Annotated in this window: 22 protein-coding genes; 9 read left to right on the top strand and 13 right to left on the bottom strand. The window is 60.0% G+C overall.

Annotated features, from left to right (window positions below):
* Positions 1-14: 14 nt before the first annotated feature.
* From H7K56_RS14035 to H7K56_RS14045, 3 genes are read right to left on the bottom strand one after another with little or no spacing between them, the layout of a single operon-like run.
* On the bottom strand, positions 15-1,322 hold the full coding sequence (locus tag H7K56_RS14035; RefSeq protein ID WP_150361228.1) for a 6-phospho-beta-glucosidase: 1,308 nt from the start codon (positions 1,320-1,322) through the stop codon (positions 15-17).
* Entirely contained in the window at positions 1,315-1,659 is a 345-nt protein-coding gene (locus H7K56_RS14040) for a PTS lactose/cellobiose transporter subunit IIA (RefSeq protein ID WP_230201125.1), read from the bottom strand. The genes H7K56_RS14035 and H7K56_RS14040 overlap by 8 nt, the downstream gene beginning before the upstream one ends.
* A gap of 59 nt (positions 1,660-1,718) precedes the next feature.
* A complete protein-coding gene (locus H7K56_RS14045) occupies positions 1,719-2,024 on the bottom strand; it encodes a PTS sugar transporter subunit IIB (protein WP_220496587.1) in 306 nt (101 codons plus the stop codon).
* A gap of 291 nt (positions 2,025-2,315) precedes the next feature.
* On the opposite strand from H7K56_RS14045, the gene H7K56_RS14050 reads away from it, so the two are divergent.
* The gene (locus tag H7K56_RS14050; protein ID WP_170264762.1) at positions 2,316-3,260 is read left to right on the top strand and encodes a MurR/RpiR family transcriptional regulator; all 945 of its coding nucleotides are present in this window, start codon (positions 2,316-2,318) and stop codon (positions 3,258-3,260) included.
* A gap of 16 nt (positions 3,261-3,276) precedes the next feature.
* On the opposite strand, the gene H7K56_RS14055 is transcribed toward H7K56_RS14050, so the two are convergent.
* Together H7K56_RS14055 and H7K56_RS14060 are read right to left on the bottom strand one after the other, a co-directional pair.
* Positions 3,277-4,365 (bottom strand): tartrate dehydrogenase, encoded by a 1,089-nt coding sequence (locus H7K56_RS14055; RefSeq protein ID WP_150361234.1) that lies wholly within the window; start codon positions 4,363-4,365, stop codon positions 3,277-3,279.
* 16 nt (positions 4,366-4,381) lie between these two features.
* Positions 4,382-5,692, bottom strand: a complete 1,311-nt coding sequence (locus tag H7K56_RS14060) for an MFS transporter (RefSeq protein WP_136547046.1) — start codon at positions 5,690-5,692, stop codon at positions 4,382-4,384.
* A 130-nt stretch (positions 5,693-5,822) separates the two neighbouring features.
* Between H7K56_RS14060 and H7K56_RS14065 the strand changes: the two genes are divergently transcribed.
* The 4 genes from H7K56_RS14065 to H7K56_RS14080 all read left to right on the top strand — a co-directional run bounded on the left by H7K56_RS14065 (position 5,823) and on the right by H7K56_RS14080 (position 9,985).
* The gene (locus H7K56_RS14065; RefSeq protein ID WP_150361236.1) at positions 5,823-6,731 is read left to right on the top strand and encodes a LysR family transcriptional regulator; all 909 of its coding nucleotides are present in this window, start codon (positions 5,823-5,825) and stop codon (positions 6,729-6,731) included.
* Between the two features lie 118 nt (positions 6,732-6,849).
* A complete protein-coding gene (locus tag H7K56_RS14070) occupies positions 6,850-7,395 on the top strand; it encodes a winged helix-turn-helix transcriptional regulator (RefSeq protein WP_150361238.1) in 546 nt (181 codons plus the stop codon).
* Positions 7,392-8,432 (top strand): HlyD family secretion protein, encoded by a 1,041-nt coding sequence (locus H7K56_RS14075; protein ID WP_182689028.1) that lies wholly within the window; start codon positions 7,392-7,394, stop codon positions 8,430-8,432. The genes H7K56_RS14070 and H7K56_RS14075 overlap by 4 nt, the downstream gene beginning before the upstream one ends.
* Complete coding sequence (locus H7K56_RS14080; RefSeq protein WP_249042718.1) at positions 8,429-9,985, top strand: DHA2 family efflux MFS transporter permease subunit; 1,557 nt, start codon at positions 8,429-8,431, stop codon at positions 9,983-9,985. Before H7K56_RS14075 ends, H7K56_RS14080 begins: the two co-directional genes overlap by 4 nt.
* 18 nt (positions 9,986-10,003) lie before the next feature.
* Here the strand turns inward: H7K56_RS14080 and uxuA are convergent, their stop codons facing one another.
* From uxuA to H7K56_RS14095, 3 genes are all read right to left on the bottom strand, one after another.
* The gene (gene uxuA, locus H7K56_RS14085) at positions 10,004-11,068 is read right to left on the bottom strand and encodes a mannonate dehydratase (RefSeq protein WP_031279714.1); all 1,065 of its coding nucleotides are present in this window, start codon (positions 11,066-11,068) and stop codon (positions 10,004-10,006) included.
* Between the two features lie 132 nt (positions 11,069-11,200).
* Positions 11,201-11,905, bottom strand: coding sequence for a response regulator (locus tag H7K56_RS14090; protein ID WP_150360671.1), 705 nt, complete (start codon positions 11,903-11,905; stop codon positions 11,201-11,203).
* Positions 11,905-15,156, bottom strand: coding sequence for a transporter substrate-binding domain-containing protein (locus H7K56_RS14095; RefSeq protein ID WP_150360672.1), 3,252 nt, complete (start codon positions 15,154-15,156; stop codon positions 11,905-11,907). The genes H7K56_RS14090 and H7K56_RS14095 overlap by 1 nt, the downstream gene beginning before the upstream one ends.
* A gap of 370 nt (positions 15,157-15,526) precedes the next feature.
* Here H7K56_RS14095 and H7K56_RS14100 point away from each other — a divergent pair, with 370 nt between their 5' ends.
* The gene (locus H7K56_RS14100; RefSeq protein WP_150360673.1) at positions 15,527-16,489 is read left to right on the top strand and encodes a sensor domain-containing diguanylate cyclase; all 963 of its coding nucleotides are present in this window, start codon (positions 15,527-15,529) and stop codon (positions 16,487-16,489) included.
* A 27-nt stretch (positions 16,490-16,516) separates the two neighbouring features.
* Here the strand turns inward: H7K56_RS14100 and H7K56_RS14105 are convergent, their stop codons facing one another.
* On the bottom strand, positions 16,517-18,385 hold the full coding sequence (locus H7K56_RS14105) for an amidohydrolase (protein WP_150360674.1): 1,869 nt from the start codon (positions 18,383-18,385) through the stop codon (positions 16,517-16,519).
* 162 nt (positions 18,386-18,547) lie between these two features.
* Between H7K56_RS14105 and H7K56_RS14110 the strand changes: the two genes are divergently transcribed.
* Entirely contained in the window at positions 18,548-19,456 is a 909-nt protein-coding gene (locus H7K56_RS14110) for a LysR family transcriptional regulator (RefSeq protein WP_021507614.1), read from the top strand.
* Here the strand turns inward: H7K56_RS14110 and H7K56_RS14115 are convergent, their stop codons facing one another.
* A complete protein-coding gene (locus tag H7K56_RS14115; protein ID WP_150360675.1) occupies positions 19,457-21,046 on the bottom strand; it encodes an MFS transporter in 1,590 nt (529 codons plus the stop codon).
* A gap of 216 nt (positions 21,047-21,262) precedes the next feature.
* Here H7K56_RS14115 and H7K56_RS14120 point away from each other — a divergent pair, with 216 nt between their 5' ends.
* On the top strand, positions 21,263-22,084 hold the full coding sequence (locus tag H7K56_RS14120) for an alpha/beta fold hydrolase (protein ID WP_010616452.1): 822 nt from the start codon (positions 21,263-21,265) through the stop codon (positions 22,082-22,084).
* A 202-nt stretch (positions 22,085-22,286) separates the two neighbouring features.
* Here the strand turns inward: H7K56_RS14120 and treF are convergent, their stop codons facing one another.
* Both treF and H7K56_RS14130 read right to left on the bottom strand, forming a co-directional pair.
* The gene (gene treF / locus H7K56_RS14125; RefSeq protein ID WP_058759659.1) at positions 22,287-23,945 is read right to left on the bottom strand and encodes an alpha,alpha-trehalase TreF; all 1,659 of its coding nucleotides are present in this window, start codon (positions 23,943-23,945) and stop codon (positions 22,287-22,289) included.
* A 348-nt stretch (positions 23,946-24,293) separates the two neighbouring features.
* On the bottom strand, positions 24,294-25,148 hold the full coding sequence (locus H7K56_RS14130; RefSeq protein ID WP_150360676.1) for an SDR family oxidoreductase: 855 nt from the start codon (positions 25,146-25,148) through the stop codon (positions 24,294-24,296).
* Positions 25,149-25,249: 101 nt separating this feature from the next.
* Here H7K56_RS14130 and H7K56_RS14135 point away from each other — a divergent pair, with 101 nt between their 5' ends.
* The gene (locus H7K56_RS14135; protein WP_021507610.1) at positions 25,250-25,621 is read left to right on the top strand and encodes a winged helix-turn-helix transcriptional regulator; all 372 of its coding nucleotides are present in this window, start codon (positions 25,250-25,252) and stop codon (positions 25,619-25,621) included.
* Positions 25,622-25,643: 22 nt separating this feature from the next.
* Here the strand turns inward: H7K56_RS14135 and yghX are convergent, their stop codons facing one another.
* The gene (gene yghX / locus H7K56_RS14140) at positions 25,644-26,534 is read right to left on the bottom strand and encodes a YghX family hydrolase (RefSeq protein WP_059012760.1); all 891 of its coding nucleotides are present in this window, start codon (positions 26,532-26,534) and stop codon (positions 25,644-25,646) included.

Below are 26,534 nucleotides of genomic sequence, written 5' to 3' on the forward strand. Positions count from 1 at the left end.
TTGCGACAGGGATATCACGCAAACTGCGGCAGCCACGGTTGATTCAGCGTCAGCACTTCGTCCAGCAGCGCTTCGGCGCTGGCGACATCGCCGACCAGCGGGTTGCCGACCAGCGCCAGCAGCGCGGCACCGCGATCGCCGTGCACCGCCGCGTCGATGGTCAATCGCTCGAAGGCTTTGATCTGCTGCGTCAGCCCGTGCATCAGCGGTGGCAGCGCGCCAAACACCAGCGGGTGCGCGCCCTGCGCATCGACCACACAGTTCACTTCCACCACCGCGTCGTCCGGCAGACCGTGAATCGCCCCGCGGTTCTGGCAGTTCACCACCAGATTTTGCCCGCTATTGTTATGGATGGCGCTGATGAGCTCAACGGCCACTTCGGAGTAATATGCGCCGCCGCGAAAACTCAGCTGCTCCGGCTTGTGCGCCAGCTGCGGATCGGCATACAGTGCGAACAGCTCGGCTTCCACTTTCATCACCTGTTCGGCGCGCGTTCCGGCCTGGCCGTGCTGCGCTTTTTCCTGCTCTTCGGCCAGCATCTGCGGTGTTTGCCAGTAGTAGCGGTGATAAGGGCAGGGAATCGCCTGCAGCGCGCGCAGAAACGCCGGCGACCACGGCATCTCTTTGATGTTATTCATGGTCAGCGACTGGCCTTCGCACAGCTGTTCGATCACCCCGGCGGTCACGTCCTCGCCGCGGCACAGCACCTGATGCACCCACACCAGATGATTCAGCCCGGCAAAGCGCAGCGCCACCTCGTCAAACGGCGCCTGTAACATGCCGGCAATCATATGGTGCATATTCACCGGCACGTTACACAGGCCGATGATCTTCGCGTTGCTGTAGCGCGCCACGGCTTCGGTAACGATGCCCGCTGGATTGGTAAAGTTGATGATGAAGGCGTCCGGCGCCAGCTGTTCCACTTTGCGCGCAATCTCCAGCATCACCGGAATGGTGCGCAGCGCTTTGGCGAAGCCGCCGACGCCGGTGGTTTCCTGGCCGAGACGGCCATACTTCAGGCCCAGCCGTTCATCGGCGGCGCGTGCCGCCAGCTGGCCAACGCGCAGCTGTGTCAGCACAAAGCGCGCGCCGCGAATCGCCTCATCCAGCGCGAAATGCACGCTGACCTTAACCTGCTCCAGCCCGTTTTTTTGCAGCATGCGGCGCGTGAGATCGGCGATGATCTGCACCTTTTCGCGTCCTGCCGCCACATCCACCAGCGCCAGTTCGGTTACCGGCAGCTGCGCATAACGGTTGATGATTCCCTCCACCAGCTCCGGCGAATAGCTGCTGCCGCCGCCAATGATTGCTATCTTAAGCATCGTTTTCTCCTGCCGTGGTACGGCGATAGAGTTCAATGATTTCGCCCGCTAAATCCTGAATCAGCATGGCGTTCATCAGGTGATCCTGGGCATGAACCAGAATCAGGGTAACCGGCAGCCGGCCGCTGCCTTCGTCCAGGCTAATCAGCGCCGTCTGCTGCTGGTGCGCGCTGCTCACGTTTTCCCGCGCCGCCGCCAGCTGCTGCTGTGCCGCATCAAACTGGCCGGCGCGCGCCAGCCGCAGGGCGCTGAGGGCGGCACTACGCGCAGCACCGGCCTGCACCAGCAGCAGCATGATCTCCTCTTCCGGAACCACCATTACGTCATCTTCAGGCATGCAGAATCTCCCACAGCGCAACGCCGTGTGTTATCAGTCAGATTGGGGGAAACGAAGAATCAGGAAGCGCGCAGCGCCAGCGCTTTATCCAGCACCTGTTCGCCGCGCATCATGCCGTAATCCATCATGTCGATAACGGCGACCGCCTTGCCCTGCGGGGCCGCGATGGCGGTGAGACGGGCAGCTTCAAACTGCACCTGCGGGCCGAGCAGCACCACGTCTGCGTCCGGCAGGATGCGTTCGAAGTCTGCCACCGGCACGGCCTGGATATCGATCGCCAGCCCGCGGCCCTGAGCGGCGCTCTGCATTTTATTCACCAGCATGCTGGTGGACATACCGGCAGCACAGCAAAGTACGATGCGCATAATTTATCCTCGTGTGAATTGACTCCGGCATTTAAGACCTGTCTCATCCGGAGTGTAAATACCCTGCGGCCAGAGGATTTTGTGATGAAGAGGGTTTAAAGTGTTTAAAATCAGAGCATTAATCACAAAATGCATATGAAAATAATTTTCAGTGATGTGATCGTGACGATGATTTTTCGCTTTATTCTGTATCATTCTAGGAAATTTCACTGCGAAAAAGTGAAAAAAATATCACAATGAAAAATATTTTCATGCATCATGAGAGTTCGTTACCGGAGATGTGATGAGCTAATGGATATTGTCTGGCAACTGCAGCAGCAGTCGGCGCGCTTTGATGCGCAGGAATCAAAGCTGGCGCGATTTATTCTGGATAACCTGCACGCCAGCGCGCAGGCCACCATGGAGAGTCTGGCGGCGCAGGCGGGTGTCAGCCCGGCTGTACTCCAGCGCTTTGCTGCCTCGGCGGGCTACCGCGATCTGGATGATTTTCTGCACCAGGTGCGCCAGGCCGGCCAGCAGGAAAGTGTGTTTATGACGGTGATTCGTCAGCGGCAGGCTTCGCTCAGCCAGCAGGAGCAGCGGGTGGCGCGCGCCATCCTGCGTGACGCCGCGTTCGCGGCCTCGGCCACCATTGAACAACTGGCCAGCCGGGCGGAAGTCAGTGCGGCGACCATTACCCGCTTTGCCCGTTCGGTCGGCTGCGACGATATTCGCGATCTGCGTATGCGGCTGGCACGCGCCAGCGCCGAACCGGCTACTGCCAGCCACGGTGCGGTGCCGCAGTTGGTGAGTCTGCATCAGGCGCTGACCCAGCAGTGGCAGCAGTTGGATGACAGCCGCTGGCAGCAGGCGGCGCAGGCGCTGCGTCAGGCACGCAGCGTGTTGCTGATCGGTGCCGCCGGCCAGCACACGCCGCTGGTGGCGGAAGTGCAGCAGCGGTTGAGTGAAGCCGGGCTGGCGCTGGCGTGGATCCAGGACGACAACCTGCTGCGTCTGACGCTCAGCCGTTTGCAGCCGGACGATCTGCTGCTGATCCTCGCGCCGGACACCATCAACAGCAGCGTGCTCAGCGCGGTGCATCACGCTCACATCCAGCAGACCCCAGTGATGGCGCTGTGCCCGGCGGCGCTGGATCTCGCCAGCCAGGCCAACTACTGGCTGCCGCTGCCGGATGCAGCACCGGCGCGGCGCTATGGCATCCTGCTGGCGCTGGACCGGCTGGCGGCGGCGCTGTAACACCCCGGCTTTCGACTCAGGCGGTTGCCGCCACCTGAGATTTGGCTTCAATAAACTGCACCAGCGCGCGCGTCACGTCAGCGGTGGTGGCGCTGCCGCCGACGTCCGGCGTCAGAATGCCCGCCGCGCACACGTGCTCAATGCCCTGCATTATCAGCGCGGCCGCGTTGCGCTCGCCCAGATGTTCCAGCATCTGCACCGCGGTCCAGAAGGTGGCGATCGGGTTAGCGATGCCTTTGCCGGTGATATCAAATGCCGAGCCGTGAATCGGTTCGAACATCGACGGAAAGCGCCGCTCCGGATCGATATTGGCGGTTGGCGCGACGCCGAGACTGCCGGCCAGCGCGCCGGCGAGGTCGGAGAGAATATCCGCATGCAGGTTAGTGGCGACAATGGTATCCAGCGATTGCGGGTGCAGCGTCATGCGGTGCGTCATGGCATCCACCAGCATCTTGTCCCACTGCACATCCGGAAACTCCTGCGCCACTTCCGCCGCAATTTCATCCCACATCACCATGCCGTGCCGCTGGGCATTGGATTTGGTCACCACCGTCAGCAGTTTGCGCGGCCGCGACTGCGCCAGTTTAAAGGCGTAGCGCATGATGCGCGTCACGCCGACGCGGGTAAAAATCGCCACTTCAGTGCCCACCTCTTCTGGCAGGCCGCGGTGCGCACGGCCGCCGTTGCCGGAGTATTCCCCTTCCGAGTTCTCGCGCACGATTACCCAGTCAAGATCGCCCGGTCCACGGTTGCGCAGCGGCGAGGTCACGCCCGGCAGAATTTTGGTAGGCCGCACGTTGGCGTACTGATCGAAGCCCTGACAAATCGGCAGGCGCAGCCCCCATAGCGTGATGTGATCCGGCACGTCCGGCGCGCCCACCGCGCCAAAGTAGATGGCATCAAACTGCTTCAGCATCTGCAGGCCATCTTCCGGCATCATCACGCCGTGCTGTTTGTAGTAATCCGAGCCCCAGTCAAAGGTCTGCACGTCAAACTTTAGCTGTTCATCGTGCTGCGTCAGCGCCTGCAGCACCTCAACGCCAGCCGAAATCACTTCCGGGCCAATACCGTCTGCCGGAATCGCGGCAATTTTGTAGTTACGCATAGTGTTCTCCAGTCAATTAATGGGTATGAGGATGAGGCAGATCGGCGCTTTGCGGTTTTGGCGTGTGCGCGGCGAGAATCAGCACGATGAGCGCGGACAACGCCAGCAGCGCGGCGACGAAATAGAGTCCCCAGGTGTAGCTGCCGGTTTGCTGGCGGATCACGCCAATCATCATCGGGCCGACAAAACCGCCGAGGTTGCCGATGGAATTAATGGTGGCGATGCCGGCGGCTGCGGCCGGCCCGCTGAGAAACAGCGTCGGCATGCTCCACAGCGGCGGCTTGGAGGCGCTGATGCCGACCGTGACCAGCGTCAGCGCAATAATCACCGCCAGCAGCGTGCTGACGTTACCGGCATAAATCAGCCCGGCGGCAGCGAGTAAACAGGCGCCAATGACGTGCCAGCTGCGCTCGCCACGACGATCGGAGTGACGTGCCCACAGGATCATGCCGATCACGCCGATCACCGCCGGGAAAGCGTTGAGGAAGCCGATTTCCAGCGAGGAGGCGCCGAAGCTGCGGATGATTTGCGGTGACCAGATCCCCAGCGTGTACAGCCCGGCCGACGTGCCGAAGTACACCAGCGCCAGGGCCAGTACGCGCTTGTCCGCCAGCCCGCGCCAGGCGCTGCTGTGGCCGTGCTGCGTCGACCGTGCCTGCTCTTCAGCCTGCATGGTCTCCTGCAGCCAGCGCCGCTCCTCTGCGTTCAGCCATTTAGCCTGCGCCGGACGGTCGGTGAGGAAAAACAGCACCACGATGCCCAGCAGTAACGCCGGAATTGCCTCTAACACGAACATCCACTGCCAGCCGGCGTAGCCCAGCAGACCGTGCATCTCCAGCAGCGCTGCAGAGACCGGCGAGCCGAGCGCGGTAGAGAGCGGGGCGGCGGCCATGAAGATGGCGGTAACCTGCGCGCGCTTCGCCGCCGGAAACCAGTAGCTGAGGTAGAGAATGATGCCAGGGAAGAAACCGGCTTCCGCCACGCCGAGCAGAAAGCGCAGGACGTAGAAGCTGGTGGTGCCCTGCACCAGCGCCATGCAGCCAGAGACCAATCCCCAGCTGATCATCACGCGGGCGATCCAGATGCGTGCGCCCACTTTGTGCAAAATTAAATTCGACGGGACTTCAAACAGAAAATAGCCGAGGAAAAAGATCCCGGCGCCAAAACCAAATACCGTGGGCGAGAAACCTAAATCCTGATTCATGGTTAACGCGGCAAAACCAATATTGACGCGATCGAGAAACGCGATGAAATAGAGCAGCATGATGAAGGGCACAATGCGCAACGTCACTTTACGCATCACCCTTTTTTCGAGGTGAGAGTTCATATTAAAGTGCTCCAGATTGTGTAGGGTAGTATTATTTTCTGGTTGTCGAATGCAGTATGCAGATTTGTATTGCGCGATCATCAGGCGTGGATTATATAAACTATTTGAATAATCGTGCGGTGAGGGAAATGTGGATATAAATCAATTGCGTTGTTTTGTCGCGGTGGGTAAAGAACTGCATTTCGGCCGGGCGGCACAAAGTATGGAAATGATGCCTGCATCACTTTCCCGCTTTATTCGCCTGCTGGAAGAGGATCTGGGCGTGCGCCTGTTAAACCGCTCAACGCGCAATGTTTCATTAACCGCCGAGGGAGCCTTGTTTTTTGACGAAGCGGGAAAACTGATCGATCAGTTTGATGCGCTGGCGCTGCGTTTTAAAGGCGGATTAAAAGATGAACGCCGGACATTACGCATTGGCGCTATCGATAGCGCCGCGCGCGGTTTAGTTCCGGCACTGCTGAATTTATTTGTGCCGCGTAATCCGCTGAGCGATATCCATATTATCGAAGATAAAACCCTTAACCTGATTCCCAAATTAAAATCCGGCTGGCTGGATATGATTATTATCCGCGCGCCGCAGCGCATGGATGCGTCACTGGCGCTGCGTTTTATTACCCGCGAAAGTTGCGTGCTGGCAGTGCCGCTGACGCATCCGCTGGCGGATAAAGCGCAGGTGACGGTGGCAGATTTTCAGCATGAAGCCATGATCATTCCCGACCGCCGCACCCGACCGCACAGCCACGATCTCACCATCAGCCTGTTTAAGCAGGCCGGCCTGACGCCACATATCGCGCAATATGCCGAAGAGAAGCAAACCATTCTCAGCCTGGTGTCCGCCGGCCTCGGTCTGGCGGTGGTGCCAGCCTCTTATCGCACCATGAACAGCGACAGCGTGCGCTATATCGCGCTGACGTTACCTGAGCAGATCAAAGGCTTGCCGCTGAGTATTGCGTGGCAGAAGGGCAACGAAGATCCGCTGTTGCGTGAAATGCTGCGTCTGCTGCATGACCACCGGCAGGAATTGATCGACAGGCTGTGAGGCTGCGCCAGAACGCGCGCTGACGTTCTGTTTATTACTTTCATTCTGCAAGTGACTTGCAAAATGAAAGTTACCCTGCCACAGTATCCCGCATCGACTTCACATCGGGAACTGGCCCATGAAAAACCAACCTCTGTGTAATATGCCGTGCCCTATCGCACGCAGCCTTGGACGCGTCGGCGACGGCTGGAGCATGCTGATCATGCGCGATGCGCTGGCCGGCTTTACCCGCTTTGATGAATTTCAGAAAAGCAGCGGCGTGGCGCCCAATATTCTGTCGCGCCGGCTGAAAGAACTGGTGGAGGATGGATTGCTGGAAAAGGTGTGTTACAGCGACGCTCCGGCACGCTACGAGTACCAGCTCACTGCGGCGGGCCGCGATTTTCGCACGGTAATACTGGCGCTGGCCGAGTGGGGCAGCACCCACTTTTCACCGGAAGGGCGGCAGATGCAGCTGGTTGAAAGCGCCACTCAGCGCCCGGTGACGCCGCAAATGGTCGACAGCGCCACCGGCCAGCCGCTCTCCAGTGACAAATACCAGATGGTGCCTGGCCCGGCGGCCACCCCGATGATGCACTATCGCCAGCAGTATCTGGCGAGAAAGCGCGCAGGCGATACGGCGCAAAAATTCGCCCCGCAGACGGTGGCCGGGAACGAACCATGAGCCTGACGCGGAAAAAAGCGGCACTGCTGCTGATGCTGGCCTGCGGCGGCGTGGCGCTGGCAGGCTATGGCTATTACTGGTGGCACAGCGCGCGCTTTATGCCTTCGACCGATGATGCTTACGTCGGCGCGGATATCAGTGCGATTTCGGCCAAAGTGTCCGGCTATGTCCAGACCCTTGCAGTGCAGGATAATGCGGCGGTTAAAAAGGGCGACCTGCTGGTGCAACTGGATAACCGCGACTATCGGGCGGCGGTTGACCGTGCGGCGGGCGAAGTCGCCGCGCAGCAGGCGGCGCTGCAGGATATTGCCGCCACGCGCCAGCTCCAGCTGGCCACCATCGACGGCGCGCGTGCTGCGCTGCTGGCGGCGCAGGCGGTAACGCAGAAAACCACCGCCGACCAGCGCCGCTATGACGCGCTGGTGAGCAGCGCTGCGGTGTCGCAGCAGATTCGCGATCATGCGCAGGCCGATTACCATCAGGCGCTGGCGCAGGAGGGCAAAACCCGTGCCGATCGCGCGGTCGCCGAACGTCAGCTGCAGGTGCTTGATGCGCGCGAGCAGCAGACGCACGCCGCGCTGGCACAGGCGCAGGCCGACCTGGCACTGGCACAGCTCAATCTGGAATACACCGCTATCCGCGCGCCGTTTGATGGCGTGATCGGCAATCGCCGCGCCTGGGCCGGTTCGTATGTCAGCAGCGGCACGCAACTCCTGTCGCTGGTGCCGGCGCAGGGGCTGTGGATTGACGCCAACTTTAAAGAGAGCCAGCTGGCGCACATGCGGCCAGGCCAGACGGCAACGATTGTCGCGGACGTGCTGCCAGGCCGCACCTTCAGCGGGCACGTCGCCAGCCTGTCGCCGGCCACCGGCTCGCGCTTCAGCATTCTGCCGGCGGAAAACGCCACCGGTAACTTCACTAAAATCGTCCAGCGCGTGCCGGTGCGCATTGCGCTGGACGGCGATGCGGCCACGCTCGGGCTGTTGCGTCCGGGGCTGTCGGTAACCGTTACCGTCGATGAGCGCAGCGCGCGATGAGCCGCGTGGCCGCCGCGCCGATCGCGCCTGCGCAGATGCCGGTCAGCCGGAAAGTCTTCGCCTTTGCCACCCTGTGCATCGGCATGTTTATCGCGCTGCTGGATATCCAGATTGTCTCAGCTTCGCTGCGCGACATTGGTGGTGGCCTGTCGGCGGGCGATGATGAAACCGTGTGGGTGCAGACCAGCTACCTGATCGCCGAAATCATCATTATTCCGCTCTCCGGCTGGCTGGCCAGCGTGCTGTCTACGCGCTGGCTGTTCGCCGCCTCGGCCTGTGGCTTTACGCTGATGAGCCTGCTGTGCGGCTGGGCGTGGAACATTCAGAGCATGATCGCGTTCCGTGCGCTGCAGGGGCTGGCGGGCGGCTCAATGATCCCGCTGGTGTTCACTACCGCCTTCGCCTTTTTCCAGGGCCGGCAGCGGGTGATTGCTGCCGCGACCGTCGGCGCGCTGGCATCGCTGGCGCCGACGCTCGGCCCGACCGTTGGCGGCTGGATCACCGATAACTTCAGCTGGCACTGGCTGTTTTTTATCAACATCATTCCCGGTATTTACATCACCATTGCGGTTCCGCTGCTGGTGAACATCGACGCGCCCAACCGCGAACTGCTGCGCGGCGCGGATTATCTCAGCATCGTGCTGCTGGCGCTGTCGCTCGGCTGTCTGGAATATACGCTGGAAGAGGGGCCGCGCTGGGGCTGGTTTGATGATGACACCATTGCCACCACCGGCTGGATTGCGCTGGCGGCGGGCGTGTTGTTTGTGATCCGCACGCTGCGGCATGCCAAACCGATCGTCGATTTACGCGCGCTCAGGGACCGCGACTTTAGCCTCGGCTGCTACTTCTCGTTTATGGCGGGCGTAGGGATCTTCGCCACCATTTACCTTACGCCACTGTTTCTCAGCCAGGTGCGCGGCTTCAGCGCACTGGAGACTGGACTGGCGATCTTCTCTACCGGGGTGTTTCAGATTCTGTCGATCCCGCTGTATGCCTGGCTGGCGAACCGCGTCGATCTGCGTATTTTGCTGGCGGCGGGGCTGATCTGTTTTGCGCTGTCGATGCATTTCTTCGTGCCGATTACCCATGACTGGGGGGCGAAGGAGTTGCTGTTTCCGCAGGCGTTTCGCGGTATGGCGCAGCAGTTTGCCGTGGCGCCCACGGTAACGCTGACGCTGGGCAGTTTGCCACCGGCCCGCCTGAAGCTCGCGTCTGGCCTGTTTAATCTGATGCGCAACCTTGGCGGTGCGATTGGCATTGCCCTGTGCGGTACGGTGCTCAACGACCGCACCAACCTGCACTTTAGCCGGCTGGCGGATTATCTCAACAGCGCCAGCCTGACGCTGGGTGATTTTCTGCAGGGGCGCGCTCAGGCGCTGATGACCAGCGGCCTGAGCCCGGATGCCGCGCATACGGCCGCGCTGCAGTCGCTGGCGGCGCTGACGCTGCGTGAAGCGCGCACCCAGGCCTTTTCCGACGCGTTCTGGCTGATCATGACAGGCTTTTTCGTCGCGGCGCTGCTGGTGCCGTTACTGAAAAAGCCGCAAGGGTGAGCGCCAGATCGTAGCCCATTAACGCTTACTCAGCGCTTCCCACAGGCCCAGCAGATAGGTGGTGCCCAGCGCGCGGTCGTACAAACCGTAGCCTGGGCGCCCGGTTTCACCCCAGATAAAGCGGCCGTGATCCGAACGGATATAGCCGTCAAAGCCGTTGTCATACATCGACTGCAGCACTTTATACATATCCAGCGAGCCATATTCCGTCGGATGCGCGCACTCGTAGAAATCTTTATCGCGGATGATCTTGATGTTGCGCACGTGGGCAAACGGGATGCGCTTGCGGCGCGAGAATTCGGCCAGAATGGCATAGACATCGTTCTGCGGATCCTCGGCAATCGATCCGGTGCACAGCGTGATGCCGTTGGCTTCAGAATCGACGACGTTACAGATCCAGTCGAGATCGTCGCGGTTCTTCACCACGCGCGGCAGACCGAAGATCGAATACGGCGGATCGTCCGGGTGGATCGCCATCTTCACGCCCACCTCTTCGCACACCGGGATCACCGCTTTGAGGAAATACGCGAGGTTTTCACGCAGCTTCGCGTCATCAACGTCCTGATATTTGGCAAACAGCTCCTGAACTTTTGCCAGCCGTTCCGGCTCCCAGCCCGGCAGCGCGAAGCCGTTAGCGCTGCCCAGCACCTCTTTCACCACCTCGTCGAGGCTTTTATCGATGCCCTGTTTCTCGAAGGCCATGGTGATGGAGCCATCCGGCAGCACATAATTCATATCCGTCTTCATCCAGTCAAACACCGGCATGAAGTTGTAGCAGATCACTTTTACCCCGGCGGCCGCCAGGTTGCGGATGCTTTGCTGATAATTGGCGATGTAGCGATCGCGGCTCGGCAGGCCGATCTTGATGTCGTCGTGAATATTAACACTCTCAATCACTTCAACTGTCAGTCCGGCTGCGTGCACCTGATCGACCAGCGCCTGGATCTTCTCCTGCGGCCAGGTTTCGCCCACCGGCACATCGTAGAGTGCGCCCACCACGCCGCGTACGCCCGGCACCTGGCGAATATATTCCAGCGAAACCTTGTCTTCCTTCGGCCCAAACCACCGCATTGTCAGCTGCATTATGTCATCCACCGTCATCGTGTCTGTATGATAAGTGTTAAACTACCATACTAGAATTCACAGGGGCAGCATTACGCAGCGACTAAGTCTTGATCCGCGTCACAGAACCGGGTTTATCCGCGCTGCGGCTTATCACTGCGCCGTCACCAGCTGGTTGAAGTATTGCTTGTACTTGAACAGTTCCAGGTCCGAACGCAGCCCCAGTTTGCGCAGCGCGGTCTGCTTCTGACCGCTGATGGTTTTGCGGCTGCGCGCGTATTTACCGGCGATCTGCGTAATGCTCAACCCATCCAGATAGCAGCGAATCACCTCGATTTCGCGCGGACTCAGCTCGCGCAGCATCAGGGTAATGTCGTCGCCCGCCTGGCGCGGCGTCAGGTAGTCGTGCATTTCACGGTCGCTCTCCTGGAATTTATCCAGCTCCAGCATCATGTCCGGCGTCAGGAAACGCTTGCCGCGACAGATCTGATGAATGGCGTCGATTAGCACCTCCTGATCGTGGCTTTTGCCAACAAATCCCTGCACACCGGCTTTCAGCAATAGCTGAACAATCGCCGGTTTCTCCACCGCGGACGACACCAGAATCTTCAGCTGCGGGTAGTGCAGACGCAGCTGTTTTACCATTTGCAGCCCATCGAGCTGGTCTTCACCCAGCATGTAATCCAGCACCAGGATATCGATCGGCTGGCGCTGCAGGAAGGCCATCAGCTGCTGGCGCTGGGCAAAGGCCCCGGCCAGATCGAGCTGCGGCTCCTGCGCTAAGCGGTACTGCATGGCTTTACCAATCAGCGGATGATCGTCCAGCACGGCAATCTGCCAGATTGCGCTCTCTTTCATTACATCACCTCTTCAGGAATAGGCGTTTCCAGGGCACGCAGGAACAGCGCGTCCAGCTCGGCCACCGCCCCGGCGACCTCCGGCAGCAGCTGCTGTAATAGCGCACCATCTTCATGCTCCGCCGCCTGTTCAGCGGCGCGGCAGCGATGTTGCAGCGCGTCGGCGCGCAGCATTCGGGCACTGCCGAGTAGCTGATGCGCGGCGTGACGCGCCGAAGCAAAATTGTTCGCAGCCACCGCCTGCGTCAGCTGGGCGAGATCGTAACTGTTCTGCTGGCGCGCGGTGGTCACCAGGTCGCGCCACGCCTGGGGGTTGTTTGCCGCCAGATTCTCCAGCGTCAGCAGGGTATCGTCGCGCGTCGGGTTCATCGGTGCGCCGGTGATCACCTGCAGCAGCTGCGCGCGCTCCAGCGGTTTAAACAGACAACCGTTCATGCCGGCGTCCTGCGCCAGCTGCGCCACGCGCTCCTCCGCCATCGCCGTCAGGCCGTAAACCGGCACCGCGCGTCGCACCAGGCGCTTCTCTTCGGCGCGCAGCTGGCGGGTGAATTCGAAGCCGTCCATCTCCGGCATGTTGCAGTCGGTAATCACGCGGTCCGGCTGATTTTCGCGCCACAGCGCCAGTGCCGCTGCACCACCGTCTGCCACCAGCACATGGTGCCCGGCGTAGCGCAGCTGCTGGGCCAGCAGCAGACGGTTGGTGGCGTTGTCATCGACAATCAGAATGCGCAGTGCAGCCTGTTTTGCTGGCTCCACCGGCTGTGGCAGGGCGGGCTGCTCATGTTCAATGCTCGCCGCTTCCGCGCGGAAGCGCAGCATAAACACGCTGCCGTCACCCGGTTCACTCTCGACGTGCAGCTCGGTGCCGAGCATCACCGCCAGCCGGCGGCAGATATTCAGGCCTAACCCGGTGCCGCTGGCGCGGTTGCTGCCCTGATCGACCTGAATGAACGGCTCGAAGATCGCCTGCTGCTGCTCTGCCGTCAGGCCAACTCCGCTGTCGCTCACCTCCAGCACATACTCCGGCCGCGTGCTCTCTGCCTGATACAGCGCCACTTCCACTTCGCCGTGCGAAGTAAACTTGATGGCGTTGCTCACCAGATTGGAGAGAATTTGCTTCAGCGCCACCGGGTCAAACAGCACCTGGTCCTGCTCCAGCTCCAGCACGATATTCAGCGCCAGCCCCTTGTTGAGCGCCACCTGGCGGAACAACGCTTCGCAATCACGCACCACTTCACTGAGCGACATCGGCTGCAGCTGCACGCTGAAATGCCCGGATTCGATTTTGGCCAGGTCGAGAATATCGCCCACCAGCGACAGCAGCGAACGCGACGACTCCCAGGCGACATCAATGTTCTTCTGCCGCTGCTGTTCATTACTCTGGCCGAGATGCTCAATTTCCAGCAGGCCAATCAGCGCCGCCAGCGGCGTGCGGATTTCATGACTCATGTGCGACAGGAAGGTGCTTTTCGCTTCGCTGGCGCGCACCGCGACTTCGTTGGCTTTGCGCAGGTCGGCCATCAGCGCTTCGATATGCGCCAGCTGCTCGCTGATTTCACGCTCGTGCTCGCGCTGTTTGGCCAGCGAGGCTTTCAGCAGATGGTTACGCCACAGGAAAAACAGCAGGCCCAGCCCGGCCACGGCGACGATGCGCAATATATAGCTGCGATAGCTTTGCCACGAGGTGCTGGTGGCGGGCGGCGTGTATTTGATCCAGCGCTCCATTAGCGACTGCATGGTCGGCTGCGGAATATCGGACAGCGCTTTGTTAAGGATCGACAGCAGCACCTGATCCTGCCCATTGACCGCCATCGCCATGCGGAACATCGGCAGCGGCGCGACAAACGCCACTTTGAAGCTGTCATTGAAGTGATTGTTGAGCAGAAACAGCGACGACTCGTACGGCACGATAAAGCCATCCAGCTGCTTATCGAGTAGCTGACCGAGCGAATCGATCGACACGCCATTTTCGACAAAGTTGATGCCCGGCCAGCGCTCACGTAAATCGTAACGATAGTAGGCGCGCTCATAGATTCCGACGCGCTTGCCCGCCATCTCATCAAAGCTTTTCCACGGGCTGTCTTTGCGGGTTACCACTACCCACGACGAGTAGATGTAGGAGCGGGTGTAGCGGATTTTGTCGTCCTGCTGCGCGGTGGCGTCGCTGACGGCGATAATCGCATCGCGCTGGCGGTTGAGCGTATCGCGCATGTTGCTCAACCCCTGAATCGGGTTGTAGCGAAAGCGAATGCCGGTGCGCTGGGAAATCATTTTCAGCAGGTCCACGCTCAAGCCGACCACGCGCTGGCGGTTATCAATAAAGGTAAACGGCGTATGCGAAGGATCGTAGTTAACGGTGATCTCGCGGTGTTCTGCCAGCCACGCGGCCTCTTTGTCGCTGAGATCCAGCGGATGGTTCTTAACCACCGACTGATAATCCAGGCTCCAGGCTTCCGCAATCTGTACCGCGTTGCGCAGCGGAATGTTTTTCAGGATTTCATCAATGGCTGCGATCAGCGGCAGATTGGCACTGTTGCTGGCAAAGCGCGCGTCGACATCGTTGGTGTACGGCGTGCTGTGCGCTTCAATCACGTTCTGCAGGCCGCGATGCGAAAGAAAGCGCTGAGTGGCGCTGTTGCTCCAGAACAGGGTGTTTTCGCTGAACGCGGTGTCGGTGTAGGCCCACAGCGGCGGCGCGGCCGGCGCCAGCGTGGCGCGCGGATAGCGCTTGTGCAGCAGCGCTTTGAGTTCTGCATCACCGTAATAGAGCAGACGATAGCGGCTATTTTTCAGCTCACTGTCGAAGGTCGCGTTACGTTTGCTGATTAACACGCTGCGTGCCAGTGAATACGGCAGGCTCAGCGCCAGCTGCGTATCCTGATTGGCGGCCAGCGTGTAGTAAGGAATCAGATCGACTTCACCGTCGTTGAGCGCATCCACCAGCTCCAGCCGGGTTTTATACACCTTGATTTTCACCGGCAGATTTAACGCCTTCGCCACGATGGCCAGATAATCGGCCGAGAGTCCTTCGTAGGTATTGGCTTCAAACGACACGGAATAGGGCGGCAGCGGGTTGTTCCACACGCCGACGCGCAGTACAGAGTGCTGTTTCAGCCACTGCTGGCTCTGCGGCGACAGCGTGACTTCCGGTGCTACCAGACCATAGCGCGGTGAGAAATTTAACGTGGTTGCACCCCAGGCAGACAGGCAAAAGCCCAGTAACAGAAGGAGGCTGAGGATGCGTTTACTCACGGATGATTTCACTCGCTGGACCGGTTGCGCGCGCCGCCACCATGACGGCACTTCTTCTCTGACGGCACGTTGCGCGTCAGGCATCCTTCAACAGCGACTTAATACAAGTGGACTTAAATCGCGCTTAAGAAATTTCTTAAAAACAGGAGAGAAAATTCCTGGTGAAAGGCGGGTTTCGCCGGCGCGCCGAAGCGAAGCGCGCTGCTATTTTTAGTAAGTGTAAGTTTTGTTTGCTGAAATTACCGCGTTGCTTCGCCATTCCTGCTGAACCCGGCGCAATTTTCCGACGCTAATCGCCTTTTCATTTGTTTTATTTACAGAATCTATCGTGCAGGCAAAATAGCCCTTATTTTCTCTCCAGCGATCAACCATGTCCGAAGAAGCGCTGCGCCAGCAGATTCAGAACCTGAAAAAGCACAATGCGCGCCTCAAGCGCCTGGCGCACGACGCGCGTAATAAGCTGAACGCGGCGCTGGACGGCACCGGCTTGTGCCTGTGGCAGCTGGATATTCCCAGCGGCAAGCTGGTGATTTTTAACCGGCGCTGGGGCGCGATGCTCGGCTTTCAGGCGAAAGAGACCAAAGCGCGCTTTGATGCCTGGCGCGAGTGCCTGCATCCGGAAGATGCCGATGAGGTGCTGCGCGCCTTTTACGATCATATTGAAGGACGCGCGCCCTATTACGAGGCGCTGCACCGTATGATCGGCAAGAACGGCATAATCACCTGGGTGCTGGATCGCGGACGCGTCAGCGAGTGGGACGAGCAGGGTAATCCGCTCAAAGTGACCGGCACCCATATCGACATGACCAAAGAGAAGAATTACGAAGCCCAGCTCTCCCTGCTGGCGCATCACGACCCGTTAACCGCGTTGCCCAACCGCCACGCGCTGCAGGCGCATTTTAGTCAGCTGCAACGCGCCGGGCCGCTGTGCGTGGCGTTTATCGACCTCGACAACTTCAAGCACGTCAATGACACGCTCGGCCATCGCAGCGGTGACGAGGTGCTAATTCAGCTCAGCCAGCGCATCCGCGATTTGCTGCCGTCAGAGGCCATCGTCGGGCGGCTTGGCGGCGATGAGTTCGTGCTGCTGCTGCCGTTTTTGATTGACTACCCGAAGGTGCGCATTCTGGCGCAGGCGGTGCTGGATGCGGCACTGACGCCGTTTGATGTCGACAATGGTCATGCGCGGATTGGTGCTTCGATCGGTATCGCCCCGGTACACCGGCGGGACAGCTTCGACGACGCGCTGACCCGGGCGGATGGTGCGATGTACCAGATTAAAAAGAACGGTAAGCAGGGCTTTGGCCTGGCAGGCAATATATCGGTGGGGTGAGGGTCAGCGCCCGCACCCTTTTATCACTTAAAACGCAAAACAGGAACAGCCCAGCGCACCCCAGAACGCGTTATTGTCTGACACCGGCACCGATGACTGGCGCGCGACATCATGAGCGTGGCTGTGCACGCCACAGGGGCCGCTGCACTGGTGTACCTGCGGCATCCGCGCGGCGCGGCCGCTGGTCTGCGGCGGGGCGCTGCGGTAGTGACCAGGCACGGTAACCACCGGCGACCACTCCGGCAACACCGGCACCGGCGGCGGTGCCAGCGGCGTGAAGCTGCCAGCGGCATACACCACATTGCCATCCACCAGCGTCAGCACCGATTCAATGCCTTTGATCTCCTCTTCCGGTACGCTGAAGAAATCTTTCGACAACAGCACCAGATCCGCCAGCTGGCCGACTTTGATCTCACCTTTGGCGCTCTGCTCGCTGGAGAACCAGGCGCTGCCTTTGGTCCACAGCATCAGCGCGGTTTCACGGTCGATGCGTGCGTTGTCATCGTACAGCTGCATCCCGCCGACGGTACGGCCTGAAACCAGCCAGTACAGTGCGGTCCACGGGTTATAGCTGGCAACGCGGGTGGCATCGGTACCGAGGCCCACCGGCACGCCGGCCTCCAGCATGCGCGCCACCGGCGGCGTCTGCTTCGCGGCCTCTTTACCGTAGCGATCGACAAAGTATTCCCCCTGGAAAGCCATGCGATGCTGCACCGCCAGGCCGCCGCCGAGCGCTTTTACCCGCTCAATATTGGCTTCAGTGATGGTTTCCGCATGGTCAAAGAACCAGTGCAGGCCATTGAACGGAATGTCGCGATTCACCTTCTCAAACACATCCAGCATGCGGCTGATCGATTCGTTATAGGTGGCGTGCAGGCGGAACGGCCAGCGATGCTCCACCAGGTGACGCACCACGCGCTCCAGCTCATCTTCCATGCCGGGTGCCAGATCCGGGCGCGGTTCGAGGAAATCTTCGAAGTCCGCCGCCGAGAACACCAGCATTTCACCGGCACCGTTGTGGCGCAGGAAATTGGTGCCCTGGCCCGGCTTCAGCATATCGGTCCACTTCTCAAAGTCTTCCAGCTCGTGGCCGGGCCGCTGGGTGAACAGGTTATAGGCGATGCGTACCGTCAGCTGCTTTTTCGCGTGCAGTTCGGCGATCACGTTGTAATCGTCCGGGTAATTCTGGAAGCCGCCGCCGGCGTCGATGGCGCTGGTCAGACCGAGGCGGTTCAGCTCACGCATAAACTGACGCGTCGAGTTAACCTGCTGTTCCAGCGGCAGCTTTGGCCCTTTCGCCAGCGTGGCGTACAGCAGCATGGCGTTAGGACGGGCGATCAGCATGCCGGTCGGATTGCCATTGCTGTCGCGCTGGATTTCGCCGCCCGGCGGGTTGGGGGTCTCTTTGGTGTAGCCCACCACTTTCAGCGCGGCGCGATTGAGCAGCGCGCGGTCATACAGATGCAGAATGAAGACCGGCGTATCGGGCGCGGCGGCGTTGATTTCGTCCAGCGTCGGCATGCGGCGCTCAGCAAACTGGAACTCGCTCCAGCCCCCGACCACGCGCACCCACTGCGGTGACGGCGTACGCAGTGCCTGATCGCGCAGCATACGCAGCGCATCGGCTAGCGACGGCACGCCTTCCCAGCGCAGCTCAAGATTGTAGTTAAGGCCGCCGCGAATCAGATGCAGGTGGGAATCGTTCAGGCCGGGAATGCCAGTGTGCCCTTTGGCGTCGATGATTTGCGTGTCGCTGCCGGCAAAGCGCATGACGTCCGCTTCGCTACCTACGGCGAGGAACTTGCCGTCTTTGATGGCTACGGCGGTGGCCAGCGGGTTTGCGCGGTCGACGGTGTGAAACTTACCGTTGGTAAAAATCAGGGATGCGGTCGTCATTCTGTTCTCTCCGTTAAATTAAGCGTAGCGGCCCTCAGCCACCGTGTTAATGCGCGGTTAAAAATGCTTGCGCCGATGAGGAAAAAAATACGAAATGACAGCAGTTATTGATAACGGATTGTTTTTACGTTGTCGTTCAACTTTTTTTACGGAGGGTAGGGAATGCGTTTAAATCTGGAGGCGCTGCTGATTCTGGATGCGCTCGATCGTCATGGCACCTTTGCCGCTGCGGCCGCGCGACTGTTCAAAACCGCGTCGGCGTTGAGCTATACCGTGCAGAAGATGGAGAGCGATTTAAAAATCACGCTGCTCGACCGCTCCGGCCATCGCGCCACGTTCACGCCGACCGGCCGTCTGATGCTGGAAAAAGGGCGGACGCTGCTGCGTGCGGTGAACGAGCTGGAGCAGCAGGCGCGCTACGTGGAGAGCGGCTGGGAGAGTCTGCTGACCATCAGCGTGGATGCTTCGCTGCCGTTTAGCATCCTCACGCCGCTGATTGACGAATTTTATCAGCAGCACCCGCACACCCAGCTGCAGTTCCGTCAGGACGTGCTGGCCGGCTGCTGGGAAGCGCTGCACTACGGCGAAGCGGACATTGTCTTTGGCGCGGTCCAGGAACCCGCCACGCGCAAAGAGATTGTCTGCCAGCCGCTGGGCTGGCTGGAGTATGTGTTCGCTGTCGCTCCTGACCATCCGCTGGCGGCGGAGCCCGAACCGCTGCTGCGCGAACAGATTCGCCAGTATCGCGCGGTCACGGTGCATGATTCATCCCGCCACGGTGCCGGGATGGATTTACGCGTGCTGGATGAGCAGAAGACGCTGAGCGTGCATGATTTCCCGGCCAAACTGCAGGCGCATCTTGCCGGGCTCGGCTGTGGTTATCTGCCGCTTTACCTGGCGCGCCCGCACCTGGCGAGCGGTGCGCTGGTGGCGCGCCAGCTGGACAGCGAGTGCCGGCGCGATATCGCCTATCTGGCGTGGAATGAGAGCGCCTGCGGCAACGCGGCTATCTGGTGGCGCGAGCGCCTGCCGACGCTGCCCGGCCTGAGTGACATCTACGCGCCAGCCTGATCACAGCGCAATATGATGGCTGACCTGCGGGGGTTCATCACCCTGATGGAACTGCAGTACCGCCTGCTGTAACTCAGCATCGGCGCGCGAGACGCGCTGGTGCTGACGCAAATGCTCCTGCCATGACTCCACCATAAACCACTCCAGCAGCGCCCCGGCATCGTCGGTCTGCTCCATTAATCCCCACGCATAGGCACCGTCACGGCGTCGCGCCTGCGCCAGTTTGTGCATGGCGTGCTGGAAAGCGGCGCGATCGGCCTGGGGAACACGGTAGCGAATCTGGATCAGTACGGCGCCACGGCGGATATCCACCGCATCGCTCACCACTGGTTCAGCCCAGTGCTGCGCTGGCTGCAGATCCGCTTCGCCCGCCGGCAGCGCCAGCCGTTTTGCCAGCAGCGCCGTGATGAGCAGCGCCGCGCCGGCCAGCATCAGCGTTGGTGCCAGGCCCATGTGCTGGGCGATCAGCCCCCAGGCCAGACTGCCACCCGCCAGCGTGCCGTTGAACACCATCAGATAGACCGCCAGCCCGCGACCGCGCACCCAGTCGGGCAGCACCGCCTGCGCCACGCCGTTGAGGGTCGTCAGCGCGATGATCCAGCCGGTGCCCAGTACCAGCATCAGCAGCAGCGCCAGCCACTGCGGCGGACTGAGCGACAGCGCCACCATGACCAGCGCGCTGAGCACGGCGGAGAGCAGCATCAGTCCATCATGGCTCAGCCGGGCACGCAGGCGCGGCAGCAGCAGCGCGCCGGCAATGGCACCGGCACCGACGGCCCCAAGCAGCAAGCCATAAAAGCCCGCGCTGCCGTGCAGCATGGTGCGCGCCACCAGCGGCAGCAGTGCCCAGATGGCACTGGCGAAGGCAAAATACAGCGCGGCGCGCAACAGTACGCGATGCAGTTCGCGGCTGGCTTTCACATAGCGCAGCCCGGCGCGGAAAGCGCCAAAGAAGTGCTCATTCAGCGCGGTAGCGGCTTTCGCCGGACGTTTCCACCACAGCAGCGCGGCGATGACGAAAAAATAACTGGCGACATCGGCACCGTAAGCGGCCATAGCACCTAAACTTGCCAGCAGCAGGCCGCCGGTAGCCGGTCCAATCGCCCGGGCGATATTGATGCCCAGCGAGTTGAGCGCGACGGCATTTTTCAGCTCATGACGGGGTACCAGCTCCGGCACGATGGCCTGCCATGCCGGACCGAACAGCGCCGCGCCGACGCCGCCGACAAAGGTCAGGCCGATCAGCCATTCAACGGTGAGCCAGTGGTTGTGCGACAGCAGCAGTAGCGTGCCGCTGACGCTGGCCATCAGCAGCTGCACCACAATCAGCAGGCGGCGGCGGTCAACAATATCTGACAGCACGCCGGCCGGCAGCGCCAGCAGAAATACCGGCAGCGTGGCGGCGGTTTGCATCAGCGCGACGGCGGTTGGGTTATCCGACAGTCCGGTAATCAGCCAGGCGCTGGCGACGTCACGGATAAAGCTACCGGTATTGCCGAGCACCGAAGCGGTCCAGATCACGGCGAAAAGCCCGTAGGCGAAAGGGGAAAACGCGCCGCTGCGCGCTGTTTGTGGATGTGGCTGGTTCATCAGGCTGTTCCTGTCAGTGTGCGATGAGAGCACGATACGAAGCTCGCCCGTCAGGAGATAGCGGAAAAAATCGGCCAACTTGTACAAGGATTTTTGACGGCAGGGCTTAGCAAAAATCTTTGCACAAGTTGTCAAAATCTCTGCTTTAGGTTTTTCCAGCATCCCGCGCTAGTTTGATTGCCAGACACAACATCACTGACTAACGGAGAAAAAAACATGAGCACATTCAAGACTAAAGACGGCGTAAACCTGTACTTCAAAGACTGGGGCAAGGGGCAGCCGGTGCTGTTCAGCCACGGCTGGCCGCTGGATGCCGATATGTGGGACAGCCAGCTCAACTTCCTCGCCGAGCGCGGCTATCGCGTCATCGCGTTTGACCGCCGCGGCTTTGGTCGCTCCGATCAGCCGTGGGAAGGCTACGATTACGACACTTTTGCCGACGATATTCACGGCCTGATCGAGCACCTGCAGCTGGATGAGGTGACGCTGGTGGGCTTCTCGATGGGCGGCGGGGATGTGTCACGCTACATCGGTCGTTATGGTACCGCGAAAGTGAAAGGACTGGTGCTGCTGGGCGCCGTTACCCCGATTTTTGGTAAAACCGACGATCACCCGGAAGGGGTGGAATCAGCGGTGTTTGACGGGATCAAAGCGGGTTTGCTGAAGGATCGTGCGCAGTTTATCAAAGAGTTCGCCACGCCGTTTTACGGCACCAACGCGGGCCAGACGGTTTCCGATGGTGTGCTGACGCAGACGCTGAACATTGCGCTGCTGGCGTCGCTGAAAGGTACACTGGATTGTGTGACCGCGTTCTCTGAGACGGATTTCCGTGCGGATATTGCCAAAGTGGATGTGCCGACGCTGGTGATCCACGGCAGTAACGACCAGGTGGTGCCGTTTGAAGCCACCGGCAAGCTGGTGCATGAGATGATTGCGGGTTCGCAGCTGAAAGTGTATGAGAACGGCCCGCACGGTTTTGCGGTGACGCATCAGGACCAGCTGAATGCGGATCTGCTGGCGTTTTTGCAGGGGAATTAAGGGGGAGTGCGTTTTTTCCCCCTCACCCTAACCCTCTCCCGCACGCGGGAGAGGGGACCGATCGAGCGGGGGATTGGCTCTTGAATTAACCTGGGCTATCTCAGTCCTGCATATGGCAGCGTTTCCCTCTCCCGGTGGGAGAGGGCCAGGGTGAGGGCATCAGGCCGCAGTATCCCGTCTGCTACCATACCCAACCGCATTATCAGTCCGCCAGCAAATGCCCGTACATCGCCAGCAGGCGACGGGTGACGCCGTTGGTCCAGCCGAAGCCGTCCTGTAGCGGATACTCACCGCCGCCGCCCGGGCGGGCGCGATCGCCGCTGATATCGTACTTCTCTACCAGCTTATGGTGCAGCGAATAGAAATTCTTCACCGTGGTCAGCCAGTTGACCGCAATCTCCGTTGCCAGCGTCTCTTCACCGTAGTTATTCAGTCCGACCACCGCCATCCACTGTAGCGGTGCCCAGCCGTTGGGTTTATCCCACTGCTCGCCGCTCTCCACCATGGAGGTCACCAGCCCGCCCTGCGTCAGCAGCAGCTGGCGCAGCGCCACCGCCTGCAGATGCGCCTGTTCCGGTGATGCCAGCCCCAGGAACAGCGGTACCACCGCCGCTGCGGTAAAGGCACCAAAGCGTTCACGTCGCCAGTCGTAGTCGCGGTACACGCCAGCGGTGTTGTCCCACAGATAGCGATGAATCGCCTGCTTGCGCGCATCCGCTTTCTTCTGCCACGCCAGGCCGGTGAGTTCTTCGCCCTTCGCGTGCGCCAGCGTCGAGATCATCAGCTCCAGCTTGTAGAGAAACGCATTCAGATCCACCGGAATAAACTGGGTGGTGCGAATGCTGGCCAGACGCTGCGGATCGCGCAACCAGCGCGAAGAGTAATCCCAGCCGGAAGCGGCACCGGCGCGCAGATCGCGATAGACCTCGCTGGCCGGGCGACGCGATTTGCTGGCGGTTTCCACATCTTCCATCCACGACTCATCGCGCGGCGTGTCGCGATCGTCCCAGTAGCGGTTGAGCAGCGAACCATCCGGCATGCGCACCACGTGGCGATAGGCCTGGTGCGGCATCAGCTCGCCAGCCCCGTCCATCCAGAACTGATACTCTTTCATCAACTGGTCAAGATAGCGCTTCGCGCCGCGAATGCCGTCCTCTTCAAACAGCTCGACCATCAGCGCGAACACCGGCGGCTGCGAGCGGCTGAGGTAATAGGTACGGTTGCCATTCGGCACGTGACCGTAGTTATCAATCAGCCAGGCGAAGTTGTCCGCCATATGACGCAGCAGATCGTCGCGGCCCGCTTCGGCCAGTCCCAGCATGCTGAAGTAGGAGTCCCAGTAATACGTTTCACCAAAACGCCCGCCGGGCACCACGTAAGGCTTCGGCAGCGGCAGCAGCGACGAATGCGGTAAATGCTGCTGCGGCATTTTGGTTAACACTGGCCACAGATCGTCAATATGTTCCGTCAGGGTTTTATCCGGATTGGAAACATAAAAACTCTCATTGACCTGCGGTAAATAAAAATGCTCATGGACAAATTTTTCCAGGTCAAACTCCGCCGAGCGTTTGCGGCGGCGGTAGCGGATTAAAATATCCAGCGGATCGAATTTAGGCGCGCAGTCCGGAAACGTTTTGCTGTCGGCAAAAATACGTGACGTCTGTACGTGCTCAAACAGCTCCAGATAGCGATCGGCAGGCGTCAGCGCATCAGGCGCAGGCAGGCCTTCAATCAGCTCGGGTTCCGGCTCCGAATCCTGCATACCTTCGCGGATAAACTCGTGAGGATCGTATTGATACCCCAGATCAGCATGGGCTTCGTGTTCTCCGAAAGCTTGACGTTGCTGGTGGTTAGTATTAATAGCGGCCTCCTGAAATTGCCTGGTTGCTCAAAGGACAAATTATAGATCTCTGACCCGATGAGACAACAATGCGAAATATCTATGAACGTAATAAATCTTGTCGATTGATCGGCTATTTAAGGCTTTTTTCAGCGAATACAACGTCCTATATTTCAGGAATTGAAAGCAGTGTTTCAGATGAAGCTTTAAATAAGTGAACAGAATTATCTGTAAATAAGAAAATCGTCAGTGATGACGGCAAAAAAGCGGGAAGAGGTTGATCATTTGATGGCAAACGAGACGGGGAAAAAAGGGCTTTTCGTCGCCCTCACCCCGGATTTCACCGCAGGTGAGGGCGCCATCAGCGCCTTACTTTGCCAGCGTGGCCTTAATTACCGCGGCGAACGGTGTGGTCGGGCGGCCAATGAGTTTGCTGAGCGTGTGGCTGTTGTCGAACAGGGCACCCTGAGCGGCACCGGCGTCGGAATCCGCCAGCAGTTCGGCCAGCGGCGCGGGTAAGCCGGCTCCGATTAGCGCCGCGCTGAATTCCGCAGGCGGCAGGTTAACGTACTCCACCTGTTCGCCGGACTGGCGGGCAATCTCCGCACTGAATTCTGCCAGCGTATAGCTGTCATCGCCGGCCAGTTCGTACACTTTGCCGGCCTGATCGTCACGGCTGATTACCTCTGCCGCCGCGGCAGCATAATCCTCGCGCGCCGCCGACGCGATGCGCCCGTTGCCCGCCGCGCCGATAAAGGCATGATGCGCTAACGCCGGTGCGATGCTGGCCGCATAGTTTTCGCTGTACCAGCCGTTACGCAGCAGGGCATAAGGGATGCCTGAAGCCTGCAGCAGCGCTTCGGTGGCGCGGTGTTCGACGCCCAGACCCAGCGGCGAGGTATCGGCATGCAGCAGACTGGTATACGCGATAAATGACACGCCTGCCGCTTTGGCGGCATCAATCACCGCCCGGTGCTGGGCTTCGCGCTGGCCCACTTCGCTGGAGGAGATCAGCAGCACTTTCTGCACGCCGGCAAAGGCGCCCTGCAGCGTCTGTGGCTGGTTGTAATCTGCGGTACGCAGCGCGACGCCGAGCGCCTGCAGGTCCTGCGCCTTTTCCGGTGAACGTACTACCGCGATGATCTCGCTGGCCGGTACTTTCTTCAGCAAGGCATTAATCACTAAACGACCCAGTTGGCCAGTGGCTCCGGTAATCGCAATCATGGTGTTTTTCCTCAGGTTGAACTGGTATGGAAACAGCCTACGAGATAAACTAACTTTTAGTAAGTACTTACAGATTTGTTAGTTTGAGCGGAGTGATGTAAATGGCTGAAAACCTGAGTGATAAATTTTCCCGTGGTGAATTGCTCAATGTGAACTGCCCGTCACGTGAGGTGTTAAAACGGATTACCAGCCGCTGGAGTGTGCTGGTGTTACTGGCGCTGCGTGCTGAGACGCTGCGCTTCAGCGAACTGCGCCGCCGGATTGGTGGCATCAGTGAACGCATGCTGGCGCAGACGCTGCGCTACATGGAAGAGGATGGCTTCATTGAGCGTATCGCCTATGAAGTGGTGCCGCCGCACGTGGAGTACCGGTTGACGGCGCTGGGCCATGAGGTGGAAGGGCAGGTCATCGGCCTCGCCGACTGGCTGGAAAGCAATGTCCACCGCATCATTAAAGCGCCGCAGACAGCGTGAGTGCCGTCGCGGCGCGCCAGGCTCAGGCGTGCAAATATTTCTCAAACCAGCCGAGTGTGCGACCCCATGCCAGTTCTGCGGCAGCTTTGTCATAGCGTGGCGTTGAGTCGTTGTGAAAGCCGTGATTCACGCCGGGATAAATATACGCTTCATAGGTTTTGTGGCTGGCTTGCAGGGCGGCTTCATAGGCTGGCCAGCCTTCGTTGATGCCTTTATCCAGCGCGGCATAGTGCAGCAGCAGCGGCGCCTGAATGCGCGCCACATCTTCCGCTTTTGGCTGGCGGCCGTAGAACGGCACGGCGCAGGCCAGCTCAGGAAACGCCACTGCCGCCGCATTGGCCACGCCGCCGCCATAACAGAAGCCGGTGATGCCGACCTTGCCGTTCCCCTCGGGATGCTGCATCAGGAAATCGACCGCCGCGAAGAAATCGTTCATCAGTTTGGTCGGGTCGACTTTGGCCTGCATCGCACGGCCCTCTTCATCATTGCCCGGATAGCCGCCCAGCGAACTTAAGCCATCCGGCGCCAGCGCAACATAGCCCGCTTTGGCGACCCGTCTTGCCACGTCTTCAATGTAAGGATTCAGGCCGCGATTCTCGTGTACCACCACCACGGCACCCAGCTTGCCGCTGGCATGAGTCGGGCGCACCCGATAAGCGCGTACCTCGCCATGTCCCTGGGGCGACGGGTAGTGAATGTATTCGGCGTTGATATCAGGATCGGTAAACGACACCTGCTCTGCCAGCGCATAATTGGGGCTCATGGCGCTGAGCAGGGTGGCTCCGGTCATGCCGGCGATGGTGAACTTCGCGGCCAGCGAGAGAAACTCGCGCTTGCTGATGCGACCGTGCGCATAGTAGTCATAAAGCTCAAGCAGTTCCTGGGGAAAATCCTGGGCGGTAAGACGGGTCAT

The sequence above is a fragment of the Pantoea dispersa genome (assembly GCF_014155765.1).
In the GTDB taxonomy this organism is placed as follows: domain Bacteria; phylum Pseudomonadota; class Gammaproteobacteria; order Enterobacterales; family Enterobacteriaceae; genus Pantoea; species Pantoea dispersa.